Source organism: Pseudomonas sp. 5Ae-yellow (assembly GCF_014077575.1).
GTDB lineage: Bacteria > Pseudomonadota > Gammaproteobacteria > Pseudomonadales > Pseudomonadaceae > Halopseudomonas > Halopseudomonas neustonica.
In genome coordinates, this window is sequence record NZ_JACGWE010000013.1 from 57,237 (window position 1) to 83,132 (window position 25,896).

24 protein-coding genes and 2 tRNA genes are annotated in these 25,896 nt (G+C 55.7%); 4 read left to right on the plus strand and 22 right to left on the minus strand.

From position 1 onward, the window contains the following. Positions 1-44: 44 nt before the first annotated feature. The 3 genes from H4J77_RS10190 to H4J77_RS10200 form a co-directional block, all read right to left on the minus strand. Positions 45-644, minus strand: coding sequence for a GNAT family N-acetyltransferase (locus H4J77_RS10190; protein ID WP_182248223.1), 600 nt, complete (start codon positions 642-644; stop codon positions 45-47). After that, positions 641-1,117, minus strand: a complete 477-nt coding sequence (locus H4J77_RS10195; RefSeq protein ID WP_182248225.1) for an ABZJ_00895 family protein — start codon at positions 1,115-1,117, stop codon at positions 641-643. The genes H4J77_RS10190 and H4J77_RS10195 overlap by 4 nt, the downstream gene beginning before the upstream one ends. Positions 1,118-1,216: 99 nt before the next feature. Then, positions 1,217-2,110, minus strand: coding sequence for a LysR family transcriptional regulator (locus H4J77_RS10200; RefSeq protein ID WP_218565768.1), 894 nt, complete (start codon positions 2,108-2,110; stop codon positions 1,217-1,219). 216 nt (positions 2,111-2,326) lie between these two features. Here H4J77_RS10200 and H4J77_RS10205 point away from each other — a divergent pair, with 216 nt between their 5' ends. The 3 genes from H4J77_RS10205 to H4J77_RS10215 all read left to right on the plus strand — a co-directional run bounded on the left by H4J77_RS10205 (position 2,327) and on the right by H4J77_RS10215 (position 4,724). Further along, positions 2,327-2,506, plus strand: a complete 180-nt coding sequence (locus tag H4J77_RS10205) for a hypothetical protein (protein WP_182248227.1) — start codon at positions 2,327-2,329, stop codon at positions 2,504-2,506. Between the two features lie 231 nt (positions 2,507-2,737). Further along, positions 2,738-2,920: a hypothetical protein gene (locus H4J77_RS10210; RefSeq protein ID WP_182248229.1), complete on the plus strand. Its 183-nt coding sequence runs from the start codon at positions 2,738-2,740 to the stop codon at positions 2,918-2,920. Positions 2,921-3,269: 349 nt separating this feature from the next. Next, positions 3,270-4,724: a catalase gene (locus H4J77_RS10215; RefSeq protein WP_182248231.1), complete on the plus strand. Its 1,455-nt coding sequence runs from the start codon at positions 3,270-3,272 to the stop codon at positions 4,722-4,724. Between the two features lie 196 nt (positions 4,725-4,920). Here H4J77_RS10215 and pnp read toward each other — a convergent pair whose 3' ends face one another. The 15 genes from pnp to rlmE form a co-directional block, all read right to left on the minus strand. Continuing rightward, the gene (gene pnp, locus H4J77_RS10220) at positions 4,921-7,029 is read right to left on the minus strand and encodes a polyribonucleotide nucleotidyltransferase (RefSeq protein ID WP_182248233.1); all 2,109 of its coding nucleotides are present in this window, start codon (positions 7,027-7,029) and stop codon (positions 4,921-4,923) included. 87 nt (positions 7,030-7,116) lie between these two features. Further along, the gene (gene rpsO / locus H4J77_RS10225; RefSeq protein ID WP_123889934.1) at positions 7,117-7,386 is read right to left on the minus strand and encodes a 30S ribosomal protein S15; all 270 of its coding nucleotides are present in this window, start codon (positions 7,384-7,386) and stop codon (positions 7,117-7,119) included. Between the two features lie 198 nt (positions 7,387-7,584). Next, positions 7,585-8,505 carry a tRNA pseudouridine(55) synthase TruB gene (gene truB, locus H4J77_RS10230; RefSeq protein WP_123889933.1) on the minus strand — a complete coding sequence of 307 codons (921 nt, stop codon included), beginning with the start codon at positions 8,503-8,505 and terminating at the stop codon, positions 7,585-7,587. A 3-nt stretch (positions 8,506-8,508) separates the two neighbouring features. After that, the gene (rbfA, locus tag H4J77_RS10235; RefSeq protein WP_123889932.1) at positions 8,509-8,895 is read right to left on the minus strand and encodes a 30S ribosome-binding factor RbfA; all 387 of its coding nucleotides are present in this window, start codon (positions 8,893-8,895) and stop codon (positions 8,509-8,511) included. A gap of 95 nt (positions 8,896-8,990) precedes the next feature. Then, on the minus strand, positions 8,991-11,504 hold the full coding sequence (gene infB / locus H4J77_RS10240; protein ID WP_123889931.1) for a translation initiation factor IF-2: 2,514 nt from the start codon (positions 11,502-11,504) through the stop codon (positions 8,991-8,993). Between the two features lie 62 nt (positions 11,505-11,566). Further along, positions 11,567-13,048, minus strand: coding sequence for a transcription termination factor NusA (gene nusA / locus H4J77_RS10245; protein ID WP_123889930.1), 1,482 nt, complete (start codon positions 13,046-13,048; stop codon positions 11,567-11,569). A 52-nt stretch (positions 13,049-13,100) separates the two neighbouring features. Beyond that, the gene (rimP, locus tag H4J77_RS10250) at positions 13,101-13,556 is read right to left on the minus strand and encodes a ribosome maturation factor RimP (RefSeq protein WP_123889929.1); all 456 of its coding nucleotides are present in this window, start codon (positions 13,554-13,556) and stop codon (positions 13,101-13,103) included. A gap of 144 nt (positions 13,557-13,700) precedes the next feature. Beyond that, a tRNA-Met gene (locus H4J77_RS10255) sits at positions 13,701-13,777 on the minus strand. A 103-nt stretch (positions 13,778-13,880) separates the two neighbouring features. Beyond that, positions 13,881-13,965, minus strand: a tRNA-Leu gene (locus H4J77_RS10260). Between the two features lie 30 nt (positions 13,966-13,995). Continuing rightward, on the minus strand, positions 13,996-14,382 hold the full coding sequence (secG, locus tag H4J77_RS10265; RefSeq protein ID WP_123889928.1) for a preprotein translocase subunit SecG: 387 nt from the start codon (positions 14,380-14,382) through the stop codon (positions 13,996-13,998). Next, positions 14,382-15,140, minus strand: a complete 759-nt coding sequence (gene tpiA / locus H4J77_RS10270) for a triose-phosphate isomerase (protein ID WP_123889927.1) — start codon at positions 15,138-15,140, stop codon at positions 14,382-14,384. Before tpiA ends, secG begins: the two co-directional genes overlap by 1 nt. A 66-nt stretch (positions 15,141-15,206) precedes the next feature. After that, complete coding sequence (gene glmM / locus H4J77_RS10275) at positions 15,207-16,550, minus strand: phosphoglucosamine mutase (protein WP_182248235.1); 1,344 nt, start codon at positions 16,548-16,550, stop codon at positions 15,207-15,209. A 27-nt stretch (positions 16,551-16,577) separates the two neighbouring features. After that, positions 16,578-17,438 (minus strand): dihydropteroate synthase, encoded by an 861-nt coding sequence (gene folP / locus H4J77_RS10280; RefSeq protein WP_182248236.1) that lies wholly within the window; start codon positions 17,436-17,438, stop codon positions 16,578-16,580. 7 nt (positions 17,439-17,445) lie between these two features. After that, positions 17,446-19,386 (minus strand): ATP-dependent zinc metalloprotease FtsH, encoded by a 1,941-nt coding sequence (ftsH, locus tag H4J77_RS10285; protein ID WP_123889924.1) that lies wholly within the window; start codon positions 19,384-19,386, stop codon positions 17,446-17,448. Positions 19,387-19,581: 195 nt separating this feature from the next. After that, a complete protein-coding gene (rlmE, locus tag H4J77_RS10290) occupies positions 19,582-20,208 on the minus strand; it encodes a 23S rRNA (uridine(2552)-2'-O)-methyltransferase RlmE (protein WP_123889923.1) in 627 nt (208 codons plus the stop codon). A gap of 77 nt (positions 20,209-20,285) precedes the next feature. Here rlmE and yhbY point away from each other — a divergent pair, with 77 nt between their 5' ends. After that, on the plus strand, positions 20,286-20,600 hold the full coding sequence (gene yhbY, locus H4J77_RS10295) for a ribosome assembly RNA-binding protein YhbY (RefSeq protein ID WP_123889922.1): 315 nt from the start codon (positions 20,286-20,288) through the stop codon (positions 20,598-20,600). Between the two features lie 25 nt (positions 20,601-20,625). Here yhbY and H4J77_RS10300 read toward each other — a convergent pair whose 3' ends face one another. From H4J77_RS10300 to carA, 4 genes are read right to left on the minus strand one after another with little or no spacing between them, the layout of a single operon-like run. Further along, entirely contained in the window at positions 20,626-21,003 is a 378-nt protein-coding gene (locus H4J77_RS10300; RefSeq protein WP_182248259.1) for a hypothetical protein, read from the minus strand. A gap of 29 nt (positions 21,004-21,032) precedes the next feature. Beyond that, entirely contained in the window at positions 21,033-21,506 is a 474-nt protein-coding gene (gene greA, locus H4J77_RS10305) for a transcription elongation factor GreA (RefSeq protein ID WP_182248237.1), read from the minus strand. A 3-nt stretch (positions 21,507-21,509) separates the two neighbouring features. Further along, a complete protein-coding gene (gene carB, locus H4J77_RS10310) occupies positions 21,510-24,725 on the minus strand; it encodes a carbamoyl-phosphate synthase large subunit (protein ID WP_123889920.1) in 3,216 nt (1,071 codons plus the stop codon). A gap of 34 nt (positions 24,726-24,759) precedes the next feature. Beyond that, the gene (gene carA / locus H4J77_RS10315) at positions 24,760-25,896 is read right to left on the minus strand and encodes a glutamine-hydrolyzing carbamoyl-phosphate synthase small subunit (RefSeq protein ID WP_123889919.1); all 1,137 of its coding nucleotides are present in this window, start codon (positions 25,894-25,896) and stop codon (positions 24,760-24,762) included.

Here is a 25,896-nt window from a genome sequence, read left to right on the forward strand (position 1 = left end):
CGTAGGTGGCCTCGCCCCACTACCCTGGGCTCCGCCGCTATCGATTAACCGGCAGAGCGGCGGTCCAATTTGAACTGCAGTGACTTGCGCACCGACGGCCACTCGCTATCAAGAATAGAAAACACCACGGTGTCGCGTCGCGCGCCATCCGGCTCCAGTCGGTGGTTACGCAGGACGCCATCCTGCTTGGCTCCGAGCCGTGCGATGGCCGCGCGCGAGGCCTGATTGTGCCAATGGGTGCGGAACTCTACTGCGATTGCGCCCAATTGCTCGAAGGCATGAGTCAACAGCGCCAGTTTGCACTGTGTGTTGACGGCACTGCGCTGTACCCGGCTCGCGTACCAGGTGTAACCAATCTCCAACCTTCGACTCTCCGGTTCAGCATTACAGTAGCGGGTAGTGCCTATGACCTCCCCACTACTGCGCTCAACCACCACAAAAGGTAAAGCACGGCCGGCAGCCTGCTCCCGCAGGGCATACCCCACATAATCGTCAATGGTCTCGGTGCCAGGCACTTGGGTGTACCACAACTCCCAAAGTCGGCCGTCTGCTGCCGCCTTCACCAACGCAGAGCTATCCGCCGCACGCAGGGGTCTCAGCTGCACCAGATCGGTTTCCAGTATCACCTCATCAAACCAACTCATGAATGTCCCTCGGTCACAGCAGGCGAGTTCACCCCGTCGCCTTTCTTCATAACACGGTAATGCAGCCGCGCGAATAGGTAATACAGCACCCACTGCAGTAGAAGAGCCATGCACAAGTACGAAAACACCAGCAAGCCCGCATAGAGCAAGCCTGTACGATCAAAGAGCGCGAGATAACCACGCAGGTCGTCGCGCAACAGCAGCAGCGCGACTATCAGCGCTACGAAAAGGAGCGTCATTAGTACCGAGCACAGCGACAGCTTGAACGCGTCAGCGCTCGTCAAAGCTGAGGCTCGCCGACGGACGACCCAAAACGCCACATAACAGCTGGCACCGGCAAGCGTAGCCAAGGTAGCAAGCGCGCCCAGGGTTAAATCAAACCATACCTGAATGAAGCCAAAGCACACCGCCAATAACAGGTAGATGGCAATGTAACGCAGCGAACACTGTAACAATGGAAGCGATGCAGCCATCCGTTTCTCCTGAATTAGCTCAGCGCAAATTGACGCTGCGACACCGGGCATTATGGGTAAATTGGCGCGCATGCCAAGACATGCATAATGCCCGGGACTTCAACGGCGCTGGGCGAAAATCTCAACACAATGATCAATAAAAGCGCGCACTGGCGGCAACATCCCTTTGGGGGTCGTAAAGACCATATGAATATTCCCCTCAACGGCATGCCACTCTGGCAGGATATGGACCAACCTGCCCCGCTTCAGTTCAGGGCCACAGACATGCTCTGGCAGCAACACCACCCCCAAGCCAGCAACCGCGGAGTCACACAGCAACTGCATGTCGCCACAGCTGAAATGCGGCACATGCGCATGCGCGCGGGTCTCACCGTTGTCGTTGGCAAACTCCCAGCGATCACGCTCCAGCATCTCACCCACCGACAGCGTCGGAAACTGGGCCAACTCCTCCAGCTGCATAGGCTTACCACCGTGGTCCGCCAGCAGTTGGGGGCTGGCCACCAAAATCCGCGAGCTAACGCCAATTGAGCGCATAGCCAGAGACTGATCCGTATCGAAACGAGTCGCGACCCGAAAGGCGACGTCGATACGCTCCTTGATCAAATCTACCCGCTGACTGGACAGCAGTAACTGCAGACGCACCTCAGGGTAGCGCCGCATGAATTCAACCAGCGCTTCGCGTCCCAAATACTCCATCATCCCGGAAGAGCAGCTCACACGAACGATTCCGCGCACCTCATCCTTGGCCGTCATAGCCAGAGCCTCAGTCGCCTCCAGCCGGTCAACAATGGCCTCACACTGGCGATACACCTCTCGCCCCATATCGGTAACCCGAAAGCTACGGGTTGAGCGTTCGATAAGGCGCGTACCAAAGTACTGCTCCAAGCGTGTCACCCGTTTACTGAGCTTGGACTTTCGCTCACCGGTAGCGCGCTCCGCTGCCGCAAAACCGCCAAAACGAACTACACGGGCAAAGCAAATAAGATCATTCAAATCCTGCACCGCGCACCTCTCGTTGCGAAAATGGAAACACTGCGTAGGGATATCCCGGGCTACCGGCACTATAACCAGGGTAATAAAATAACCACTAAAGGCCACCCAGCGCGGCTTTAAAAGAAAGCACTGCTTTTAATGCTAGTTCAGCTTTGGAAACAGTAAAGCGCACCACCTCAAGCATTTTCCGGCCTTCGCCCCACCAGGAGAAATACCATGAGAAGTTTATCCGCTTTAGTTATCGCATCCTTTATTGCCACTAGCCCGGTTGCTCTGGCAGAAGATGGCAGCGAACACTACGACCAAATGCTGCAGCGCGTAGCAGGTCAATCCAGCGCAGCAACGACTGAACATCAAGCAAAAACCGCTGCAGAAGAAGAGCGAAAAAATAGCTAATGTCACCAGAAAGGATAAAACTGTTTCCAAAAAAGAAACGGTGTGTAGCGTAAAATAGAGCTACTGCGACACTATGCCGCCCCCCTATAGTGGACATCAACGGCCTATCGAACATGGCCTTAGCGGTGAAATGACTGACAGCCCTGAATCCTATCACGGGAAACAGTTTCATAATATTTCAAGCTAGCGCCATGCTCAGAAGACGCCAACTGAAACCATTAGGAGAGCATCATGAGAAATCTTTCTGCACTGATCGTTGCGTCTTTCCTTGCTTCAAGCCCGATCGCACAAGCAGATGACAGCAAGCAGCGAACCAACAACCTGCAAGGCAGCAGCACTAGCCAGAGCAGCACCGCCAGCGCAAGTGCTGGGGAAAGCAAAACCGAGCGCACAGATGAGCAGAAGCCAGTCTGAGCGCAGCAACCAAAACCGGGCATGTCGGCTAATAAAACCGGCAGGCCCGGCGCTTGAACTCCGAGAAACAGCAACCGAGCGCTATCTCTAGCCTGCTCGCTCAACCGCCATCCACAGGTTAAGCAATAGCTCTACGCTGCTGCCCTGGTCATTGCACCCTCTCCAAAAACACAAAACTGCCGGCAACCTTGGACAAACACAGTTTTGAACTCCGCGCACTGAACTCTAGACAGCAAACGACTCCAATCATTAGGTGCCTCGTGTAGAAGCAACGAGTGACGTACTGGCCAGGCGAAAACCCGCGAGCGATCGCAGCCTGCACCAGAACAATGACAGTGGAGACCTGATGATGTCTGACCAGAAAACAAAACCCACAACCAATGATGCCGGTATTCCGGTATCCAGTGATGAGCACTCACTTACCATAGGTCCAGACGGACCTATCATGTTGCATGACCATTACTTGATTGAGCAGATGGCGCAGTTTAATCGCGAGCGCATACCAGAGCGCCAACCGCATGCAAAGGGCGGCGGCGGTTTTGGTCACTTTCAGGTAACCCATGACGTCAGCTCCTACACCAAGGCAGCCGTATTTCAGCCCGGTACCAAGACCGATGTGTTGATGCGCTTCTCTACCGTCGCGGGTGAACGCGGTAGCCCGGACACTTGGCGCGACCCGAGAGGATTCTCGGTAAAGTTCTACACCAGCCAGGGAAACTACGACATGGTGGGCAACAACACCCCGGTGTTTTTCATTCGTGACCCGATGAAATTCCAACACTTCATTCGCTCACAGAAACGCCGCGCGGATACCAACCTGCGTGATCACGACATGCAATGGGACTTCTGGTCACTCTCCCCTGAATCAGCTCACCAGGTTACCTGGCTAATGGGGGATCGTGGCATCCCGAAAACCTGGCGCCACATGAACGGCTATAGCAGCCATACCTACATGTGGGTAAATGCCAAGGACGAGAAATTCTGGGTCAAATATCACTTCAAGACCGATCAGGGCATTGAGTGTCTCACTCAAGAGGAAGCCGACACACTCGCAGGGCAGGATGCGGATTATCACACCCGCGACCTCTATGACGCGCTCAAGCGAGGCGAGCATCCGAGCTGGACGCTGCACATGCAGATCATGCCCTTCGAAGACGCCGAAACCTATCGTTTCAACCCTTTTGATCTCACCAAGGTTTGGCCGCACAGCGATTATCCACTAATCCCAGTCGGCAAACTGACCTTGGATCGCAACCCCACCGACTACCATACCGAAATAGAACAGGCCGCATTTGAGCCGAACAGCCTGGTCCCAGGAATTGGTGTCAGCCCCGACAAGATGTTGCTGGGACGGATCTTTGCTTATGCCGATGCTCACCGCGCTCGGCTGGGCGTCAACTACAAGCAAATTCCGGTAAATCGTCCCAAGTCGCCCGTTAACAGCTACAGCAAAGACGGAGCGATGCGCATGGACAACGTAACCGATCCCGTTTATGCCCCTAACTCCAAAGGCGGCCCGGCGGCAGACCCAACGCTCAACCCACCGGTAGATACGTGGAGCACGAGCGGGGACATGGTGCGCAAGGCTTACACGCTGCACGCGGAAGACGACGACTTTGGTCAAGCAGGCACATTGGTCCGTGAGGTAATGGATGACGCCGCACGAGAACGTCTGGTGTCGAATGTGGTTGGACACCTTAGTGACGGTGTAGAGGAACCCGTTCTTTCACGCTCTCTGGACTATTGGCGCAAGATCGATCAGAACATCGGTGATCGCATTGCGCAGGGACTGAAACAGAGTTAAGCATTCATGCGAGAGAGAAGCCCGCTGCTCAGCGGGCTTTTTTATGCGTACTGCCAACCTTTTCATTACAAAAAAGTAGCGTAGAAGATGCGCAGCTCCAAGGTTCGCATTGCACACTACCAAGCGGAGGAAAGTAAAAGACACATAGCAAAAACCCGGCATTTGCCGGGTTTTTGCTATTGCTCAAGGGCTGCGCTTATACGCCGCTAGCTTCAGCAGACTCTACGTCTTTCATCGACAGCTTGATACGGCCGCGATTATCAACATCGAGCACCAGGACCTTCACTTCCTGACCTTCTTGCAGCACGTCGGTCACTTTCTCAATGCGCTCATTGGCGATCTGAGAAATATGCACCAAGCCGTCCTTGCCAGGCAGGATGCTGACGAACGCGCCGAAGTCGACAATGCGCTCAACCTTACCGGTGTAGACCTTGCCGATCTCCGCTTCAGCAGTGATGCCATCAACGCGCGCCTTGGCGGCGTCTGCGGCTTCCTTGCTGGCAGCGAAGATTTTCACGGTGCCGTCGTCAGTGATATCGATAGATGCGCCAGTCTCGTCGCAGATACTGCGAATGGTCGCACCACCCTTGCCGATAACGTCGCGAATCTTGTCGGAGTCGATTTTCATGCTGATCATGGTCGGCGCGTTGGAAGAGATTTCCTTGCGCGACGCTGGCAGCACTTCGTTCATCTGCTTGAGGATGCACAGACGTGCATCGTGTGCCTGGTGCAGAGCGATTTCCATGATCTCTTCGGTGATACCGTTGATCTTGATATCCATCTGCAGTGCAGTGATGCCCTTCTCGGTACCAGCGACCTTGAAGTCCATGTCGCCGAGGTGATCTTCGTCACCCAGGATGTCGGTCAGAACCGCGAACTTCTCGCCTTCCTTAACCAGACCCATGGCAATACCGGCTACCGGTGCTTTCATAGGTACACCAGCGTCCATCAGTGCCAGAGAAGCACCACACACGGAAGCCATAGAGCTTGAACCGTTGGATTCAGTGATCTCGGAAACTACGCGGATGGAGTAAGGGAACTGCTCCATATCAGGCATAACTGCCTGAATACCACGACGGGCCAAACGGCCGTGACCGATTTCGCGGCGACCAGTGCCGCCCATACGACCACACTCACCTACCGAGTAGGGAGGGAAGTTGTAATGGAACATGAAGGGCTCTTTACGTTCGCCTTCCAGCTGGTCAAGCAACTGCGAGTCACGTGCAGTACCCAGGGTGGTAACCACCAGGGCCTGAGTCTCACCACGGGTAAACAGCGCGGAGCCGTGAGTACGGCCCAGCACGCCCACTTCAATGTTCAGCGGACGGACGGTCTTGGTGTCACGACCGTCGATACGCGGGTTACCATCGACAATGCTTTGACGCACAGTACGGTATTCAATTTCTTTGAAGCCATCTTTGACTTCACCGGCTGAGAACTTACCAGCTTCATCACCCGACAACGCGGCAACGGCAGCATCACGCAGCTCGCCCAAACGGTTGTAACGGGCTTGCTTGTCGGTAGTGGTATAGCCTTCGGCGATACCGGCACCAAACTGGCCTTTGATAGCGTCCAGCAGCGCGGTATTTTCCGGCTCTGGCTGCCAATCCCACTTTGGCTTGCCAGCTTCGGCAGCCAGTTCCTTGATCGCTTGAATAGCAGGCTGGAATTCCATGTGGGCAAACAAAACCGCGCCCAGCATCTGGTCTTCGGTCAGCTCTTTAGCTTCAGATTCAACCATCAGCACGGCGTCTTCAGTACCAGCTACGACCATGTCCAGGCGTGAGCCTTTCAGTTGCTCGTAGTTGGGGTTGAGTACATAACCCTTTTCATCATCGAACGCGACGCGGGCACAACCGATGGGGCCGTTGAAGGGCGCACCGGAAATGGCCAGAGCGGCGGAGGTACCCAGCATGGCAGCCATGTCAGGATCTGTAGTCTTGTCGGTAGACACTACGGTACAAACGACCTGAACTTCGTTCATGAAGCCATCCGCGAACAGCGGACGAATCGGACGGTCGATCAGACGCGAGGTCAGGGTTTCTTTTTCGGAAGGACGACCTTCGCGCTTGAAGAAACCGCCGGGAATGCGGCCGGCTGCGTAAGTCTTTTCGATGTAGTGAACAGACAGAGGGAAAAAGTCACGACCTGCGTCGGCCTGCTTGGCGGCAACGACTGTGACCAGAACGCTGACAGCATCATCGATGCTGACCAATACGGCACCAGTTGCCTGGCGGGCGATACGACCCGTTTCCAGGGTGATAGTACTGTTGCCTAATTTAAACTGTTTGATAACCGGTTTCACGGTGTCTTCTCTCTCTTTATTTGCCTTTGGGGGAAACTCTGGGCATGGCCGGGTTTCGGACCCGACCATGTCCAAACGGGGCTGGTCTTAGCGACGCAGACCCAGACTGCTGATCAAAGCGCTGTAACGAGACAGGTCTTTCGACTTCAGATAGTCCAGCAGCTTGCGACGCTGGTTAACCATACGAATCAGACCGCGACGTGAATGGTGATCCTTCTTGTTGTCCTTGAAGTGACCCTGCAGCTTGTTGATGTTTGCAGTCAACAGAGCTACCTGAACTTCAGGAGAACCGGTATCGCCTTCGGCGCGCTTGTACTCGGCAACGATTGCAGCTTTTTCTTCAACACTCAGTGACATCTCGTATTTCCTCTGAGGTAACAGGCCGGGACCAGTGTCCCGTGTTTTAAATCGAGGTATGACCGTGCCTGTTAACAGCCACCCTCGTGGTGACCCGCAATCGGGTCAACTCTTGGACTGAATCACGGCCGCAAGGTTCGCAGCGCCTGACTCAGTCATATATACGGTATTTACCTGCCAGTAGCAGGCAACGAAACATCATGCATTGAAGCGCAATAGTCGCTTGGGCGCCACCCTGGCGTCTTCGGTCATTTCACCGATACCCAGGAAGCGGCCGCTAGCGTCACGCAACCTTACCTTGCCAAAGGCCGGGCTGCCGGGTACGCGCACCGCCTGTCCATGATTAAGGTAATAAGCGGTCTGCTCGGTCAATTCAAGAATGGGCCAATCTTGCAGGCCGCTATCCATTGGCAACAGCAGGTGATCAAGCGACTCGGCACCACCCTCGGCGTGCAGCGCTTCCAGTGCTTCCAAGGTAACCGACTGGCTCAAATCAAAGGGCCCGGCCACAGTACGCCGCAGCGAAGCCACATGGGCGCCACACCCCAGCGCTGCACCAAGATCTTCGACCAGGGTACGAATATAAGTCCCCTTGCTACAGTGCACTTCCAACTGCAGGCGATCACCCTCGAGCCCCAATATCTTGAGCACAGAGATGGTCACAGCACGAGGCTTGCGTTCGACCGTCTCGCCGGCACGAGCAAGCTTATACAGCGGCTGACCTTCGTGCTTTAGCGCCGAATACATGGGCGGGATCTGCTCGATATCACCGGTAAACTGCGCCAGATTCGCTTCCACGTCTGCCAGACTGATATTGACCGGCTTCATCTCGAGCACATCGCCTTCGGCATCGCCGGTGGTCGTCGTCATACCCAGACGCGCTTCAGTGATATAGGCCTTGTCAGCATCGAGCAAGTACTGGGAGAACTTGGTCGCTTCACCCAGGCACAAGGGCAATACGCCACTCGCCAGCGGATCAAGACTGCCAGTGTGGCCGCCTTTATTGGCATTAAACAGCCAACGTACCTTCTGTAGAGCCTGGTTAGAGCTCATACCCAACGGCTTATCGAAAATCAGAATGCCGTCGATACTGCGACGTTTAATCTTGACACCTGCCACGCCTCAGACCTCTTTATCGTCGGGGTGCTGGCTATCTTCGGCCACCGCCCGCTCAATAAGCGAAGAAAGATGCGCACCACGACGAACGCTCTCGTCATAGTGAAAGTGCAGTGAGGGCACGCTGCGCAGCTTCATGGAGCGGCCTAGCAACATGCGCAGATAACCCGCTGAATCCTTGAGGATCTCCAGGTTCAGTGCGATATCCTCAGCACTATCCTTGTTCATCAGCGTAACGAACACCTTGGCGTGCGCCAGATCGCGGCTCACTTCGACCGCGGTTACCGTGACCATACCAAGACGCGGGTCGCGGACTTCACGCTGGATAAGTAGCGCCAGCTCGCGCTGCATTTGATCAGCTACTCGTTGGGTACGACTGTATTCTTTTGCCATATTACCTATCTCAAGCAACAAACTCCGGACTGCTGAGCAGGCCGGAGTTCGTCACAAATTTCAGGCGATGACCGGGCTCGGTCATCGCTATCGGATTACAGGCTACGCTGAACCTGTACACGCTCGAACACTTCGATACGGTCGCCGCTGCGAACATCGTTGTAGTTCTTCACGCCGATACCGCACTCCATGCCATTACGCACTTCAGCGATGTCATCCTTGAAGCGACGCAGGGATTCCAGCTCACCTTCATAAATGACCACGTCTTCGCGCAGTACACGGATGGGGCGGTTACGGAACACAGTCCCTTCAATCACCATACAACCAGCGATCGCACCGAACTTCGGTGAACGGAATACGTCACGCACCTCGGCAACACCGAGAATCTGCTCACGAACATCGCTACCCAGCATACCGCCAAGCGCTTTCTTCACATCGTCGATGATCTCGTAGATGACGCTGTAGTAGCGCAAATCAAGACCTTCGTTTTCGATGATTTTACGCGCGGCTGCATCAGCACGAACGTTGAAGCCGAATACGACGGCGTTGGACGCGAGTGCCAGGTTGGCGTCGGTCTCGGTGATACCACCGACACCACCAGAAACGATCTTGACCTGAACTTCGTCGTTGCCCAGCTCGGTAAGCGAGGCTTGCAGCGCTTCCAGCGAGCCACGAACGTCGGCCTTGAGCACCACGTTGAGCGTCTTCTTCTCGTCCTGCCCCATGTTCTCGAACATGTTTTCCAGCTTGGCAGACTGTTGGCGCGCCAGTTTGATCTCGCGGAACTTACCCTGACGGAAGAGAGCGATCTCGCGCGCCTTCTTCTCGTCCGGAACGACGGTGAGTTCGTCACCGGCATCAGGCGTGCCGTCCAGACCAAGAATCTCGACCGGAATCGATGGGCCCGCGCCCTTGATGGGCTTGCCGTTCTCATCCAGCATGGCGCGAACGCGACCGTAGTTGACACCGGCCAGCACGATATCGCCTTGGCGCAAGGTACCATTCTGCACCAGTACGGTTGCTACGGGACCACGCCCCTTGTCCAGGCGCGATTCAACGACAACACCACGACCGGGAGCAGAAGGCTGCGCTTTAAGCTCGAGCACTTCAGCTTGCAAAAGTACTGCTTCCAGCAGTTCTTCGACGCCCGTACCGACCTTGGCCGACACGTGCATGAACATGGTATCGCCGCCCCACTCTTCCGGAATCACATCAAGCGCCGCCAGGGCGTTCTTGATGCGGTCAGGATCAGCATCTTCCTTATCGATCTTGTTAACCGCGACAACCAAAGGCACACCGGCAGCCTTGGCGTGAGCCACGGCTTCTTCGGTCTGCGGCATCACGCCGTCATCGGCAGCCACGACCAGGATAACGATATCGGTCGCCTTGGCACCGCGTGCACGCATCGCAGTAAAGGCCGCGTGACCGGGGGTGTCGAGAAAGGTAACCATGCCACGATCAGTTTCAACGTGATAAGCACCGATGTGCTGGGTAATACCACCCGCCTCACCGGAAGCAACCTTGGCACGACGAATATAATCAAGCAGCGAGGTCTTACCGTGGTCAACGTGACCCATAACGGTAACGACTGGCGCACGGCTCATTTCTTCGCCTTCGTGCGTCATGGATTCGACCAGACTGTCTTCCAGCGCACTTTCGTTAACCTGCTTGACCTTATGCCCCATATCTTCTGCAAGAATGGTCGCGGTATCCTGGTCAAGCACCTGGTTGATCGTCACCATGTTACCGTTCTTGAACATGTACTTGATGACCTCGGCGGCCTTCACCGACATCTTCTGAGCCAGTTCGGCTACGGTGATGGTTTCGCCAATTACAACTTCTCGCACAAGCGGTCCTGTCGGCTTCTCGAAGCCGTGCTGGTTACGTTTCTTGTTGGCCTTGAGCTTGCCACCGCCACCGCGGCGACGAGAGGCCTCGTCTTCGTCATTGATACGCGGCGTGTGGCGCCCCTTATCCTTACCATGACCACCCGCACGCTTGCGACCACGCTCTTCTTCGTCTTCGCGCGCCTTACGGCGATTCTCTTCTTTCTTTTTGTGCTGCTCAGCAGGTGCCGGAGCGGGCTCAACAACAGGTGCGATCGGCTCAGCCGGAGCAACTGGCTCTGCCGGTGCTGCCGCTGGCTTAACCTCTTCAGTCGCAACCGCTTGCTCAGCAGCCTTCGCGCTCTCTTCCTGGGCTTTCTTGGCCGCTTCTTCAGCTTGACGCGCGGCTTCAGCCTCAGTGGCCTTCTGGCGCGCCTCTTCTGCCGCACGCAGCTCTTCAAGCTCGCGTTGACGCTCGGCTTCCAGATCTGCCGGTTCACGCTTAACGTAGGTACGCTTCTTGCGCACTTCAACATTGACCGTCTTGCTACCCGCTACCTTCAGGGTGCTAACTGTCTTACGCTTGAGCGTGATCTTCTTCGGCTCGGAGCCGGAATCACCATGTGAGCTCTTGAGGAACGTCAACAAGGTCTGCTTCTCGTCATCACTCACTGCCTGCTCAGCAGCGGTATGGGACAAGCCAGCTTCGCGCATCTGTTGCAACAGGCGCTCCACAGGCGTACCAACCACTTGAGCCAATTCTTTGACCGTCACTTCCGCCATTCACTTCTCTCCTCAGTCGGGTCCCTACGTCTACGCAGGGCGGTGTTGCTTAGTCCGACCGGTTATTCAAACCAGGGGGCACGGGCAGCCATAATCAGGGTGCCGGCGCGGGCTTCGTCGATGCCTGCGATATCGAGCAGGTCGTCAACAGATTGTTCAGCCAGGTCTTCCATTGTCAGGATGCCTTTGCTCGCAAGCTGGAAAGCCAACGCGCGGTCCATACCATCCATGTTCAAAAGGTCATCAGCAGGCTGTGCTTCTTCCAGTTTCTCCTCGCTGGCGATCGCCTTGGTTAGCAAGCGATCCTTGGCTCTAGCGCGCAGCTCATTGACGATGTCTTCGTCAAAGCCGTCGATATCGAGCATTTCTTCCATCGGCACGTAGGCGATTTCTTCCAGCGTGGTGAAACCTTCCTCTACCAGCATCTGCGCGACTTCTTCCTCAACATCCAGCTCGTCAACAAAGTTACGCAAAATGTCGCCAGTCTCGGCCTCCTGCTTGGCGCGGATGTCGTCTTCAGTCATCACGTTCAAGGTCCAACCAGTCAACTGACTGGCCAAACGTACGTTCTGACCATTACGACCAATGGCTTGCGCCAGGTTGTCTTCCGCTACCGCCAAATCAATCGCATGAGTGTCTTCATCAAGAATGATGGAGGCCACTTCAGCCGGTGCCATGGCATTAATTACAAACTGCGCCAGGTTGTCGTCCCACAGAACGATGTCAACCCGCTCGCCACATAGCTCGCCGGAAACTGCCTGGACGCGCGAACCGCGCATACCAATACAGGCCCCTTGGGGATCTATGCGTTTATCCTTGGAGCGTACTGCGATCTTGGCGCGTGAACCCGGGTCACGGGCGGCACCCATCACCTCGATCAACTCTTCGGAGATTTCCGGCACTTCGATACGGAACAGCTCAATGATCATTTCCGGGCAGCTACGCGACAACACCAGCTGCGGACCACGGTTCTCGGTACGAATGTCTTTCAGCAGCGCCCGGATACGGGTGCCGGTACGAAACGTCTCGCGCGGAATCATCTCTTCACGCGGCAACACCGCTTCAGCATTGTTACCCAGATCGACGATGACGCTGTCGCGGGTTACTTTCTTGACCGTACCGCTGATAATGTCACCGAGCCGGTCGCGATAAGCATCAACCACCTGCGCACGCTCAGCCTCGCGCACTTTCTGCACGATAACCTGCTTGGCGATTTGCGCAGCAATGCGACCAAACTCAACTGACTCGATTTTCTCTTCGATGACGTCATCAATGGCAAGAGCCGGATCACGCGCCTGAGCCTGATCCAGCGTCAGCTGCATATCGGGCTCTTCGAAGTTGTCGTCAATCACGACGGTCCAACGACGGAAAGTTTCGTACTCGCCGGTCTGGCGATTGATCGCCACGCGGACATCCACTTCATCTTCATAACGCTTTTTGGTCGCTGTCGCCAACGCCAACTCAAGCGCTTCAAAGATCACATCGGGCGGTACGCCCTTCTCGTTGGAAACGGATTCCACAACCAGCAACACTTCTTTGCTCATCGTCTGCCTCGCCTAACGCCATCCATTGGGGCTACTAGAGCCCGAAATATGCTCAAAAACGCGGAATAATATTACTTTTATCGATCGAATCGATCGGCAAAAGGTACTCGTGATCCTCTACCTGCAGGATTACGTCTTCCCCTTCGATTCCGCGAATCACACCCTGAAAATTGCGCCGCCCATCATAAGGCACACGCAGTCTAATCTTGGCCTGCTCACCGACGTAGTCAGCGTACTGTTCAAGCCGGAACAGCGGACGATCCATACCAGGAGATGAGACTTCCAGGGTGTAATCACCGGAAATCGGATCTTCCACATCCAGTACTGCACTGGCTTGACGACTGACTGCTGCACAGGCTTCAACACTGATACCGTCGGGATGATCGATATAGACCCGCAACAAGGTATGTCGTCCTTGAGACAGATATTCAATGCCCCAGCAGTTATAGCCCAATGCCTCGATAATCGGGACCAGCAGGCTCTCCAACTCAGTCACTTTGCCGGACACGTTCACCGCCCTTATGATCCATGAATAAAAAATGGGCCTATAGCCCATGTCGTCTCTGGCCACTTCACCGAAGTAAAGTCCAGAGGTGGCGCCAACCCAGCGGTTAACGCCCTAACAAAAAGCCCCTAAAAAGGGGCCTTTGACTGGTTGCGGGGGCAGGATTTGAACCTACGACCTTCGGGTTATGAGCCCGACGAGCTACCAGACTGCTCCACCCCGCGTCGAATCTAGGGCATGAATTATACGCATGGTAGCCAAATATGACAACCAGCGCGCTCACCCCTGAAAAGAACAGGGCCTGCTGGTGCAGACCCTTTTTTTGATTGGTGCGGAAGATGGGACTCGAACCCATACACCCTAAGGCACTACCCCCTCAAGATAGCGTGTCTACCAATTCCACCACTCCCGCAAAACTGTTTACCGAGGGATAACGACTAACTCACTCCGGCGCTGCTGGAACATCCTCGCCAGCCGAAGCAGGCGTGAAATCTTCTTCGATAACCGGCACATCTTCACTAACAGGCGCTTCGGGAGCTGCCTGCTCGATCTGCAACATCGGATCAGGAAGACCAGCCTCCTGCACCGCCGACGCTTTGTGGCTCGCATAATAAGCCAAACCAAGCGAAGTCAGAAAGAAAATTGTTGCCAAAATTGCAGTCAAACGGCTCAAAAACGTACCAGAGCCCTGGCTACCAAAAACAGTACCCGATGCACCAGAACCAAAAGACGCACCTGTTTCCGCACCTTTACCCTGCTGCATCAGAACAAGCCCTACCAAGCCAATAGCGACCAGCAGGTGTAGCACTACAATTACGGTCTCAATCATTACACTCGTCCCGCGGCACGTGCTATCGCGCCAAATTCATCTGCGTTGAGGGAGGCACCACCAACCAGCCCCCCATCGATATCCGGCATTGCGAATAACGCCTCAGCGTTATCAGCCTTCACACTACCGCCATAAACAATCTGCACGGTCCGTGCCTGCTCGTCGTCCAGCATGGCCAACCGAGCGCGAATCATTGCGTGTACGTCCTGAGCCTGCTCCGGAGTTGCCGTCTGACCAGTACCTATGGCCCAAACCGGCTCGTACGCCACTACACCTTCGGCCAAGCCACCAACACCAAAGGTATCCAAAATAACTTGCAGTTGCCGCCCAACCACCGAAGTAGTCTCACCGGCATCACGTTCAGCCTGCGTTTCACCAACACACAAAACCGGACGCAAACCGCACGCAAGTGCCGCGGCAAACTTACGACATACCACCTCATCGGTCTCTCCAAACAACGCACGTCGCTCTGAGTGACCAACCAGTACAAATTCACATCCCGCATCACGCAACTGAGCGGGTGATATCTCACCCGTCAAAGCTCCGAACTCCGCCTGCGTAGCGCATGCCTGGCCGGCAACACGAATAGGTGTAGCTTGCAATGCCTCGACACAGCGTTCGATGTACAGTGCAGGGGGCGCAATCATCAGCTCAACCTGCTCTGGCCAATCTTGAGCGGCTAGCTGTTGCAGCAGCGCTTCAACCGACTGCCGCGAACCATGCATTTTCCAGTTTCCGGCAACTAGCGGACGACGCATGCTAAACCTCCCAACCCAAGCGGGCGCCAATCTTAACCAAGTTGCAACAGGGACACAACCGCCTTTTTAATCGGCGAATACCTGTGCAACCACTTCAGCCAAACGCTGCGCCTCCTGCTCGACCAGCGCGGCGTCCTGCCCTTCGACCATGACCCGCACCAGCGGCTCGGTTCCCGACAGGCGCAACAGCACTCGGCCAGCCTCCCCCATGCGCGCTTCAGTCTCAGCAACGGCAGCCTGCACGGTAGGATCATCAACAGGCGAAACAGCGCCCGGCGCATAACGCACGTTGATCAGCCGCTGAGGGCACTTGCGCATACCCTCGCACGCCTGCGACAACGTCTGCCCGGAGCGCTGCAATGCCTTTATAACCTGGAGCGCAGCGATAATGCCGTCACCCGTGGACGTGTGATTCAGGCATACCAGATGCCCCGATGACTCACCGCCCAATAACCAGTTACGCTCACGCAGTTCCGCCATCACGTAGCGATCGCCAACCTTCGCGCGAACAAAGGGGATACCCAAATCCTTGAGCGCCAACTCCAACCCAAGATTACTCATTAAGGTACCGACCACGCCGCCATTCAGCAGACCACGCTGATGAAGATCAACAGCCATGATGTAAAGCAGCTCATCACCATCAACCTCTTTACCCTCATGATCGACCATCAAGACCCGATCACCATCACCATCAAAGGCAACGCCCATCCCGGCTCCACTCGCCAACACAGACTCACGCAAGGCGGCCATATCGGTGGAGCCCACCTTGGCATTGATATTGAGACCATCCGGTTCAGCACCTATTACCCTGACCGCTGCACCCAGCTCTCGAAAGACGCTTGGGGCGACTTTGTAAGTGGCACCATGGGCGCAATCGAGGACCAGGTTGATACCTTTGAAACTGGTGCTAGTGGGTACGCTGCTCTTGCAAAATTCGATGTAACGTCCGGGAGCGTCTTCTACCCGCGTCACCTTGCCCAGCGCCGCAGAGTCAACCACTGTCATGGGAGCATCTACCAGCCGCTCAATTTCAAGCTCCAGGCTATCGGGCAGCTTGCTTCCACCGGACGAAAAAAACTTGATACCGTTGTCATAGAACGGGTTGTGTGAAGCACTGATAACAATGCCCGCGTCCGCCATAAAGGTACGTGTCAGGTAGGCGATAGCAGGGGTCGGCATAGGCCCCAGCAACTGTACATGCGCACCAGCTGCGGAGAGCCCCGCCTCAAGCGCTGACTCGAACATGTAGCCTGAGATCCGCGTATCCTTGCCGATCAGCACACGACAACCGCCATGATGCTTGAACGCCATCCCCACAGCCCAGCCTAACTTGAGCATGAACTCCGGAGTGATTGGAGCACTGCCTACTCGCCCACGAATACCGTCGGTACCAAAATAGCGCTTACCCATTAACAAACCACCTATTGGCTTTTCTAATTACTGCGTATCGCGCGCCTGCATAACCGCACTGGCCATACGCACCGCATCCATGGTTTCTGCCACATCATGCGCCCGAATAATCCTCGCACCAGCACCAATAGCCAGCGCGGCCAATGCCAGACTGCCAGACAAACGCTGATCGACAGGGCGATCCAGCACTTGGCCAATCATACTTTTGCGCGAGACGCCCACCAGCAACGGCAAACCTGAAGGCCGGAGGTGCCCCATACCCGCAAAGAGTTGCAAATTATGCTCAAGCGATTTGCCGAACCCAAAACCAGGATCCAACAACAAGCGCGCGCGAGAGATTCCAGCCATCTCGCATGCTGCAACCCGCGCCTGCAAATAAGCACTCACTTCATCCAGTACGCTGGCATAACTGGGCGCATCCTGCATGCTGCCAGGCTCGCCCTGACGATGCATCAAGCATACCGGCAAGCCAGTAGCTGCCGCCGCCTGCAAGGCCCCTGGTCGCTCCAGCGCCCGAACATCATTAATCAAACCGGCACCCGCCTGCGCACTGGCAGTCATGACCTCAGGCGTACTGGTATCTACCGAAATCACCACGTCGAAGCGCGACGAGATAGCCTCGACCACCGGCAAGACCCGGCCGAGCTCCTCTTCAACCGACACCGGCTCAGCACCTGGGCGCGTGGACTCACCACCGACGTCAATCAAGGTGGCGCCAGCGGCGAGCATACTTTCAACATGCGCCAGCGCACGATCCAGCCGGTTGAAATAACCGCCGTCGGAAAAAGAATCAGGGGTAACGTTGAGAATGCCCATGACATGCGGGCGGGATAGATCAAGCTCCCGACTGCCACATAGCAACCGGGAGCTTTCTAGAGAGGGACTCATCGCTGAATCAATGCTCCCCGGCAGGCCCGCCAATCACACCGCTATCTTTCGGCGGCTGATCAGACTCGCTGTCGGCGGCGTCATCTGGCGTTATTACTGCGCCAGGACCAGACTTGTCGTCGCCCTGCCAGTTCTTAGGCTCGCGCGGCGGCTTACCCGACATGATGTCATCGATCTGCTTCACATCGATGGTCTCATACTTCATGAGCGCTTCAGCCATCATATCCAGCTTCTCGCGGTTTTCCTCGAGCAGCCGACGTGCGGTGGCGTAACACTCGTCAATAATGCTGCGCACTTCTTCGTCGATCAGCTTGGCCGTCTCACCCGATACGCCCGAAGACGCACCACCGCCAGAACGACCCAGATAACCCTGATCTTCATCTTCACCATAAAGCAAGGGCCCCAACTTCTCGGACAAGCCCCACTTGGTAACCATGTTTTTGGCCAACTGGGTAGCGCGCATGATGTCATTGGAGGCACCCGTCGTGACCCCATCAAAACCAAGCGTCATCTCTTCGGCAATACGACCACCAAAGAGCGAGCAAATCTGACTTATCAAGGCCCGCTTGGAAAGACTGTAGCGATCCTCTTCGGGCAGGAACATAGTGACGCCCAGCGCCCGACCACGCGGAATGATTGTGACCTTATAGACCGGGTCATGCTCCGGCACCAAGCGTCCGACAATCGCGTGTCCCGACTCATGGTAAGCCGTATTCAGCTTTTCTTTATCCGACATCACCATGGACTTGCGCTCTGCGCCCATCATGATCTTGTCTTTGGCCATTTCAAATTCATGCATCTCGACCAGACGCTTGTTGGAACGCGCAGCAAACAACGACGCCTCGTTCACCAGATTGGCCAAGTCAGCACCGGAAAAACCGGGCGTACCACGGGCAATCAGCGCGGGGACAACATCGTCACCCATCGGCACCTTGCGCATGTGAACCTTGAGAATCTGCTCGCGGCCACGAATATCAGGCAAGCCAACCACGACCTGACGGTCAAAACGACCAGGGCGCAGTAGAGCTGGATCCAATACATCGGGGCGGTTGGTTGCAGCCACGACGATGATGCCGTCATTTGGCTCAAAACCGTCCATCTCCACCAGCAACTGGTTCAGCGTCTGCTCACGCTCATCGTGGCCACCACCCATTCCGGAACCACGGTGGCGACCGACGGCGTCAATCTCATCGATAAAGATAATGCAGGGCGCATGCTTCTTGGCCTGCTCAAACATATCGCGAACACGTGAGGCACCGACACCGACAAACATTTCGACGAAGTCAGAACCCGAAATAGTAAAGAACGGCACTTTGGCTTCGCCGGCGACCGCTTTGGCCAACAAGGTTTTACCGGTACCGGGCTGACCCACCATCAGGACGCCGCGCGGGATATGACCACCCAGGCGTTGGAACTTGCCTGGATCGCGCAGAAACTCAACCAGCTCGGCGACGTCTTCCTTGGCCTCATCACAGCCTGCCACATCGGCAAAGGTGGTCTTGACCTGATCTTCGGTCAGCATGCGCGCCTTGCTTTTACCAAAGCTCATCGGGCCGCCGCGACCACCGCCGCCGCCCTGCATCTGCCGCATAAAGAACATGAAGATGGCGATAATGATAAGGATCGGGAAGCTGGCGATCAGCAACTGAGTCCAAATGCTCTGCTGCTCAGGCTGCTTGCCTTCAATGATCACATCATTGTCGAGCAGGTCGCCTATAAGGCCGCTGTCCTGAATCGCAGGACGCACGGTTTTAAAGGTTTCACCACCACGCTCTTTACCCGTGATAATGAAGCCATCCACAGTTACGCGCTCGACCTGGCGATCCTTCACCAACTCCAGAAACTGGCTGTAGTTCAGCGCATCCGGCTCGCTGGTTTTACTGAAGTTGTTCATCACCGTGACCAGCACAGCTGCAATGATCAACCACAGGATCAGGTTCTTCGCCATATCGTTCAATTCACTACCCTCTTGCTCCACCGCCAGTGTGGCAGGAGCCTCGCTGAGTCTTGTTCCAGTTGACTACCTTACACCAGTTTAGATGATGCCGGGAGTCAGCGCTGTGTAACGCCCTGTGTCGCTCGGCCCAGAAAAGACCGCCATTCAGACCAGCAGTTCCCGACTACGAAACGGGACCCAAGCCAGTCAAGAGCGCCCTTTGTAACCACGGGCCAATAAATAGGTTTCGCGTGACCGACCACGAGAAGCATCTGGCTTGCGCGTAAGCAGCTTGTCGAACTGGCCACGCATTGTCCGGAAATACTCATCAAAGCCTTCACCATGAAACACCTTGATCAAGAAGTCGCCACCAGGGCGCAGCACTCGATCCGCCATGTCCAGCGCCAATTCGCAGAGGTACATCGCGCGCGGCTGATCAACTTCAGGCGTACCACTCATGTTGGGGGCCATATCGGAAATAACAAGGTCTACCTGGGTATCGCCAATAGCCGCAAGAATATCTTCAAACACACTGTCTTCGGTGAAGTCGCCGTGGACAAAGGTGACATCCGGAATACTATCCATCAGCAAAATATCAGAGGCGATGATACGCCCCTTCTCGCCGATCAAACGGCTGGCAACTTGCGACCAGCCTCCGGGAGCGGAGCCCAGGTCAAGCACGGTCATGCCGGGCTTGAGGATACGATCGCGTTCTTGAATAGCGAGCAGTTTGTAGCTCGCACGGGAACGATAACCGTCCTTCTGGGCCTGTTTAACGAAGGGATCATCGAAATGTTCTTGCAGCCAACGCTTGCTGGTCTTTGATTGTGCCACGGAATACCTCGTGCAGCGGGACGCGCCGCCGGTTAAACTAGTGTCTTCACACTCATTAAATCATCATACGGACTATTATGGCGCTCAGTTCCGCACAGAAAAAAGATCTTAAACGTATCGGCCATCACCTTAAGCCGATCGTCATTATCAGTGAACAGGGAGTCAGCGAAGGCGTGCTGGCCGAACTTGATCGGGCTCTGAACGATCACGAGCTGATCAAGATCCGCGTGACAGTCAGTGACCGAGAAGCCAAACAGGCTCTTATCGGCGACGCTTGCAAGCAGAGCGGCGCTGAGCTTGTGCAGGTCATTGGCAAGATGGCGATACTGCTTCGTCGGGCCAAAAAGCCCAATGACAACCTGTCGAACCTGAAACGCTTCAAAGACTTCTGAAGCCTTGCAGTTGAGAAAGGAGCGCTTAGCGCTCCTCATCAGGCCTGGGCTGAAATATCAACATCAGCCCAGCAAAAGCGACAACCAGATAACAAAACAACGACAGAAACATCGCTTGCGGTAGAAAACGAACCGCGAAAAAACAGCCTACAGCGACCAATACGGTCAACAGCAGCTGCCCGCGCACATCCCGCCAGAAACCCGCCCCCCGCTTACCTACCAGTACCACCAGCTGCAGAACCACGCATACTGCTGCGAAACCAAGCATGATAGGGCGCACCAGATTACTCACATCGTCGACCAACAAGGGCGCAAGGCCTATGTGGGTAAGCGCTGGCAACAACACAAAGTGGGCAGCCCATACACCACCCACCCAAAGCGTCAACGCCAGCTGCCAAACCACCCGACCGCTGCGGCCCGCTGGCGCCGATGTCACTTGTGACTCACCTCAACAAGTTCGTACTCAACGACACCGCCAGGCGTTCTTACCGCAACGACCTCACCCTCTTCCTTGCCGATCAAGGCGCGAGCGATAGGCGAGCTGACCGATATCTTGCGCTGCTTGATATCCGCCTCGTCGTCACCAACGATTTGATAAACCACTTCCTCGTCGGTATCAACATTGGCGATGGTAACGGTAGTGCCGAAGATCACTTTGCCGGTAGGCGCAATCGTAGTTACATCAATCACCTGGGCATTCGACAAGCGACCTTCGATATCTCGGATACGAGCCTCGACCATACCCTGCTGCTCACGAGCAGCATGGTATTCAGCGTTTTCCTTCAGATCGCCCAGCTCGCGCGCTTCTGCGATGGCCTGAGTAATCTGCGGACGCAACTCGGTTTTAAGATGCTTGAGTTCGACTTCCAGGGCTTCGGCGCCCTGCTTGGTCATGGGGTATTTCATCGATCAAATTCCTTTGTGCAGATCCTGGAGACGACGCACCGCGCGCTCCGGGCCAAATTTCAGTGCTGTACAAACCGCAGCGCCACCCGCCAGCGTGGTGGTGGAATACACCTTGTGCTGCAGAGCATTACGGCGAATAGAGTAAGAGTCGGCGATCGACTGACGACCTTCAGTGGTATTGATCACCAGGTCAATCTCGTCATTTTTGATCATGTCGACAATATGCGGACGCCCTTCGGTCACCTTGTTCACGCGGCGCACAGGCAAGCCGGCAGCGGCAACCACTTTGGCCGTTCCACTGGTGGCAACCACTTCAAAGCCCAGTTCGATCAGATCACGCGCCACGTCGACCACAAACGGCTTGTCGTCATCGCGCACACTGATGAAGACGCTACCGCTGGTCGGCAACACTTCACCCGAGCCCAGCTGGGACTTGGCAAAGGCCTCGCCGAAGCTGTCACCGACACCCATAACCTCGCCAGTCGACTTCATTTCCGGCCCAAGAATCGGGTCAACACCCGGGAACTTGGCGAACGGGAAAACGGCTTCCTTGACGCTGAAGTAGGTGGGCACCACCTCTTCAGTAAAGCCAACCTCTTCCAGCGTCTTGCCAGCCATGACTCGCGCAGCGATTTTGGCTAGCGACTGACCAATGCACTTGGACACAAAAGGCACGGTACGTGATGCACGAGGATTGACCTCGATCACGTAGATGCGGTCGCCCTGCAACGCCAACTGCACGTTCATCAAGCCGATGACGCCCAACTCCAGCGCCATGCGCTTGACCTGCTCACGCATCTCGTCCTGAACATGAGCCGGCAACGAGTACGGCGGCAAGGAACAGGCCGAGTCACCGGAGTGAACACCCGCTTGTTCGATATGCTGCATGATCGCACCGATCACAACCTGCTTGCCGTCGGAGACTGCGTCGATATCCACTTCAATGGCGCAATTAAGGAAGTGATCCAGCAATACCGGGCTGTCGTTGGAGACTTTCACCGCATCACGCAGGTAGCGCTTGAGCTCGTCTTCCTGATAAACAATCTCCATCGCCCGACCACCCAACACGTAGGACGGACGAACGACCAGCGGATAACCAATCTTGTTGGCCGCACGAATCGCTTCTTCTTCACTGCGTACGGTCGCATTCGGCGGCTGCAGCAAATTGAGGCGCTCAACCATCTGCTGGAAGCGCTCACGATCTTCCGCACGGTCGATGGATTCAGGGCTGGTGCCGATAATAGGCACACCCGCTTCTTCCAGAGCGCGCGCGAGCTTCAATGGCGTCTGACCACCGTACTGCACGATCACACCCTTGGGCTGCTCGACACGGACGATTTCCAGTACATCTTCCAGGGTAACCGGCTCGAAATACAGGCGATCAGAGGTATCGTAATCGGTTGATACGGTTTCCGGGTTGCAGTTGACCATGATGGTTTCATAGCCGTCTTCGCGCATCGCCAGAGCCGCGTGTACACAGCAATAGTCAAACTCGATACCCTGACCAATGCGGTTGGGACCGCCACCCAGGATCATGATCTTGTCACGCCCGGACGGATTGGCCTCGCACTCTTCCTCATAGGTCGAGTACATATAAGCCGTATCGGTCGCAAACTCGGCCGCACAGGTATCCACCCGCTTGTAGACCGGGAAAATATTCAGCTTGTGGCGCTGACGACGCAGACTCTTCTCACTGACGGCCAGCAGCTGGGCCAGACGGGTATCAGAAAAGCCCTTGCGCTTGAGGCGGTACATCAGGCTGTAGTCGACATCAGCCAGGCCCAACGTCTTGATCTTCTCTTCTTCGTTGATCAGATCTTCGATCTGCACCAGGAACCAGGGATCAATTTTGGTGAGCTCGAAAATCTGCTGCATGCTCATACCGGCACGGAAGGCATCAGCCAGATACCAGATGCGGTCAGCGCCCGGAACAGTGAGTTCGCGAGTCAGATCGGTCTGCGCATCGGCTGCGGCCAGATCAACCTTGGGGTCGAAACCGCAGGCACCCACTTCCAAGCCACGCAGCGCTTTTTGCATGGACTCCTGGAACGTACGACCAATCGCCATCACCTCACCCACCGACTTCATTTGCGTCGTCAGGCGAGCATCAGCGTTGGGGAACTTTTCAAAGGCAAAACGTGGAATCTTGGTAACAACATAGTCGATTGCCGGCTCAAAGGACGCAGGCGTGCGGCCACCAGTAATATCGTTTTGCAGCTCATCCAGGGTGTAACCCACAGCGAGCTTGGCGGCGATCTTGGCAATCGGAAAGCCCGTCGCTTTGGAAGCCAGTGCCGAGGAGCGAGATACCCGTGGGTTCATTTCGATCACGACCATACGGCCGGTATCAGGACAGATACCAAACTGGACGTTGGAACCACCGGTTTCCACACCAATCTCACGCAATACCGCCAAGGAGGCGTTACGCATGATCTGGTATTCCTTATCGGTCAGCGTCTGGGCTGGCGCGACAGTAATGGAGTCACCGGTGTGCACACCCATAGGATCGAAGTTCTCGATCGAGCAGACGATAATGCAGTTGTCCTTTTTATCGCGGACCACTTCCATCTCGTACTCTTTCCAGCCAATCAGCGACTCATCAATCAGCAGCTCATTGGTGGGCGAAAGATCGAGACCGCGAGTACAGATCTCTTCAAACTCTTCGCGGTTGTAAGCAATACCGCCACCCGTGCCGCCCATGGTGAAAGAGGGACGAATAATGCACGGAAAGCCGACCTGATCCAGCACACCGTAGGCCTCAGCCATGCTGTGGGCGATACCGGAACGCGGGCAATCCAGGCCGATGGACTTCATCGCCTTGTCAAAGCGCGAACGGTCTTCAGCCTTGTCGATAGTGTCGGCATTGGCACCGACCATTTCGACGTTGAATTTTTCCAGTACGCCGTGCTTTTCCAGGTCCAGGGCACAGTTCAGTGCCGTCTGCCCACCCATCGTCGGCAACAACGCATCAGGACGTTCTTTTTCGATGATCTTGGCAACCGTTTGCCACTTGATCGGCTCAATGTAGGTCGCGTCAGCCATCGACGGATCGGTCATGATCGTCGCCGGGTTGGAGTTAACCAGAATCACCCGGAAACCCTCTTCCTGCAGCGCTTTACAAGCCTGCGCGCCGGAGTAATCAAATTCACAGGCCTGACCGATCACGATTGGGCCAGCGCCGAGGATCAGAATGCTTTTGATATCAGTACGTTTTGGCATAGTCTTTTCAACAAATCCTTGGGTGTTCCGGGGCTCAGGCGCGCTTGCTCATGGCATCGATAAAACGGTCGAACAGGGGGGCGACGTCATGCGGCCCGGGGCTCGCTTCAGGGTGTCCCTGAAAGCTGAATGCCGCCTTGTCGGTCCGCTCGATACCCTGCAAGGTGCCATCGAACAATGATTTGTGAGTCAGGCGAAGATTCGCTGGGAGCGTAGTCTCATCAACCGCGAAGCCGTGATTCTGACTGGTGATCATGACCACACCGCTATCGAGATCCTGCACCGGGTGGTTGGCACCATGATGGCCGTGCCCCATCTTCACCGTCTTGGCTCCAGAGGCCAGTGCCAGCAACTGATGACCCAGGCAGATACCAAAAACCGGAATATCGGTTTCCAGAATGTCCTGAATGGCCTTGATGGCATAGTCGCAGGGCTCAGGGTCACCAGGACCGTTCGACAGGAAGATGCCATCCGGTTTCATGGCCAACACCTCAGCGGCAGGCGTTTGCGCGGGCACTACCGTCAAGCGGCAGCCGCGTGCTACCAGCATACGCAGGATGTTGAACTTCACGCCGTAGTCAAACGCCACAACGTGGTAAGGCAAATCAGCATCGGCTATTTCCGCATGACTGTCAGTCGCGAGATCCCAGACAGTGGAGCGCCACTGGTAAGACTGCTTGACCGATACTTCTTTAGCCAGGTCCATACCCTTCAGACCCGGGAAGCCGCGAGCCAACTCGAGCGCTTGCTCATCAGAAATATCATCACCGGCTAACAGGCAGCCGTTCTGCGACCCTTTTTCGCGCAGGATACGCGTCAGGCGACGGGTATCAATACCCGCAATAGCCACAATACCGTTGTCTTTTAGGTACTCATCCAACGACTGCTTGGAGCGCCAGTTACTGGCCAGCAGCGGTAGATCACGGATCACCAGACCGGCAGCTTGCACCTTGCCTGACTCGACATCTTCAGGGGTAACACCGGTGTTACCAATATGCGGATAGGTCAGAGTGACAATTTGGCGCGCATAGGAGGGATCAGTAAGTATCTCCTGGTAACCGGTCATAGCCGTATTGAAAACGACCTCACCGACGCTGGAGCCGTCGGCGCCGATGGACTCACCGCGAAAAATACTACCGTCGGCGAGTGCGAGAATGGCTGGCTTGGACAA